This is a genomic window from Photobacterium sp. OFAV2-7 (genome assembly GCF_022347985.1).
In the GTDB taxonomy this organism is placed as follows: domain Bacteria; phylum Pseudomonadota; class Gammaproteobacteria; order Enterobacterales; family Vibrionaceae; genus Photobacterium.
The window spans coordinates 1-2,619 of record NZ_JAKRFQ010000756.1 but is presented as its reverse complement, the minus strand read 5'-3'; the positions used below and the strand labels follow the sequence as shown (position 1 = coordinate 2,619).

At 44.5% G+C, this 2,619-nt stretch carries 4 protein-coding genes; 3 read left to right on the top strand and 1 reads right to left on the bottom strand.

Annotated elements, in window-relative coordinates:
• Positions 1-863, bottom strand: an 863-nt coding sequence (locus MHN01_RS24105; RefSeq protein WP_239413912.1) for a LysR substrate-binding domain-containing protein, incomplete at its 3' end; no start/stop codon positions are given.
• Positions 864-995: 132 nt separating this feature from the next.
• On the opposite strand from MHN01_RS24105, the gene MHN01_RS24100 reads away from it, so the two are divergent.
• The 3 genes from MHN01_RS24100 to MHN01_RS24090 form a co-directional block, all read left to right on the top strand.
• On the top strand, positions 996-1,295 hold the full coding sequence (locus MHN01_RS24100) for a carboxymuconolactone decarboxylase family protein (RefSeq protein ID WP_370646558.1): 300 nt from the start codon (positions 996-998) through the stop codon (positions 1,293-1,295).
• Positions 1,255-1,431, top strand: a complete 177-nt coding sequence (locus tag MHN01_RS24095; protein ID WP_239413914.1) for a carboxymuconolactone decarboxylase family protein — start codon at positions 1,255-1,257, stop codon at positions 1,429-1,431. Before MHN01_RS24100 ends, MHN01_RS24095 begins: the two co-directional genes overlap by 41 nt.
• 341 nt (positions 1,432-1,772) lie before the next feature.
• The coding region (locus tag MHN01_RS24090) for a BCCT family transporter (protein ID WP_239413911.1) at positions 1,773-2,619 on the top strand (847 nt) is incomplete at its 3' end.

The following is a 2,619-nucleotide window of genomic DNA, read 5'->3' as shown; positions in this document are numbered from 1 at the left end:
AAATCAATAAATACACGTACTCTGGGGCTCAGAGCTTGTTCGGAATAAAATACAGCATGAATCGGTATATCCTCGTTTACCCAATATTGCTCTAATACCGGTTCAAGCAAGCCTGCTTCCAGTTCCTGCTGAACGGTAAAATTAGACAAGCAAGCGACTCCTAACCCATTCACCGCCATCTGCTTCAGAGTCTCACCGCTATTACTGCTCATATCAGGCGAAATACTCAACCTTTCTCCATGCTGATCAAGCAACGGCCAGTGATTGAGCAACTTGTATTTATCGAATCCAAGAAGCTGGTATGTAGCTAGCTCAGCAACGCAACCGGGGGAACCGACCCGCTTAAGGTAACTAGGGCTTGCATATAAGCCCCGTTGTGTCACTCCTAGTTTTCGGGCCTTAAGGCTCGAATCACTTAGTTGACCAATACGAATCGCAACATCCACTTTTCTTTCGATTAAATCAGTGATCGAATCATTGCTCACAAGCGCCACTTTAATATCCGGATAACGCTGAGCAAATCCCGGTAACAAAGGCACGATTGCATTCAAAGCAAATGATGAAGCCGCATCGACAGTTAAAGACCCTACAGGCTGCTGATATTTGCGAGAAAAGTGATGCTCGATAGCCAAGACGCCTTCAGAAACATGCCTTGCCCTGTCAACGAGCCACGTACCTTCCTCTGTCAATGTGACACGACGCGTTGTTCGGTTAAACAAGGTTGTTTCCAGATCTGCTTCCAGTTTTTTTATCGTTCGACTCACTACTGAGCTGGCTATATCCAGTCGCTCTGCAGCTAGATTAAAGCTACTGGACTCCGCAACGGCAATAAATACTTCCAATTCGCTGAGTTTAAGTTTCACTTGCCTCTGCACCTCTTTGTTAATGCTATTTTGCTATTAATCACTTATCAAAATATACATTTATGTCAATAAAAGGAACTTTTATATTTTGAGGCATACACACATTCCCCTAAACCGACCAAGGAGCGACTCATGTCTCGAGTGAATATCTACACCAGCCAGCCTGAAGCTTATAATGCAATGTTTATACTAGAAAAATACATCAAGAGTTGTAACCTACCACCGATCCTGGAAGAACTTATCAGAGTACGGACATCGCAAATCAACGGCTGTGCATACTGTATTCAAATGCACTCAAAGTCTGCGCTTGAACACGGAGAAAGCCAGGAACGATTATTCTCTCTGCCTGCGTGGAAACAGTCCCCCCCTTTTCACCCCCAAAGAACGGGCGGTGCTTACCCTAACAGAAGAAGCAACGCAGATATCAAATAACGGTGTCAGTGATACCACATACAGGCAACTTGAGGAGTCGTTCGACCCTGCACAAATTGCCCAGCTCATTATGCTGATCTCAGTCATGAATGCATGGAACCGAATGGCTGTAGCAACCAAAATCCAAGAAAAATAACTGATCGGCTTACCACAATTAGAACACTCCTCAAAGAGCACCAAACCCAGTCACTTCCCGTGGCTGGTTTTCTTGCGTCATCCCGCTATAGCTCTCGCTTTTCGATAGACACAACGCAAATAATTAGAGGTCAAAACATTAAACCATTCCACACTGCGTTTAACTGACAAAAAACATTGTCAAGTGATGAAATTCAAATCAAAACTTGTGATAGACCTATCACAATGTTAACATTTTGCCGTTTTTTTTAATTTGAAGTCTAAATATTTTCCTTTTCAAAACTGTTGAGAAGATCTTTTCTAGAGGGAAATGCTTAGAGGACAAAACGTTCGAGAGTATGTATGGATAGCGTATTTAATAAATACAGTATAGAAACAACGGATTACGAAGTTGGACAAGACAATGTTCAAAAGTGGGGGTTTGACGTCCACAATCCAGTCTTCGGCATCAGCGCCGGACTAATCATTTTATTTTTATCAGCACTGCTGCTGGTTGACGCAGGTACTGCCAAGGCCGCCCTAAATGGCCTTAAATTTCAAATCATTGAAAATTTTGACCTCCTGTTCATGTGGTCTGGCAATATTTTTCTTATTTTTTGCCTTGGCCTAATTATCTCACCGCTAGGTAAAGTCAGGCTCGGAGGCATCAATGCCAAGCCAGAGCATTCCAAGATTTCATGGCTTGCAATGCTGTTTGCAGCTGGTATGGGTATTGGCCTTATGTTCTGGGGCGTGGCAGAGCCAACAGCCTACTTCACTGGCTGGTACGAAACCCCTTTAGCCGTTGAGGCCTACTCTCCAGAGGCGAAGGAAGTCGCGTTAGGAGCAACTATGTTCCACTGGGGGATTCATGCATGGTCTATGTATGCAATCGTCGCCCTTTCTCTGGCTTTCTTTACTTTCAACAAAGGACTACCTCTTTCAATTCGCTCCATTTTCTACCCAATTCTCGGTGATCGGACCTGGGGTTGGTTTGGTAACGCAATTGATATTATGGCAGTACTGGCGACCCTGTTTGGCCTTGCAACATCTTTAGGCCTTGGCGCGCAACAAGCCACCAGTGGTATCAATCATGTCTTTGGCACCGAAGGTGGCCTTGGCATGCAGCTAGCAGTCATTGCTTTTGTTACGACACTGGCGGTTATCTCTGTAGTCCGCGGTATTGAAGGCGGTGTTAAAGTACTGAGCA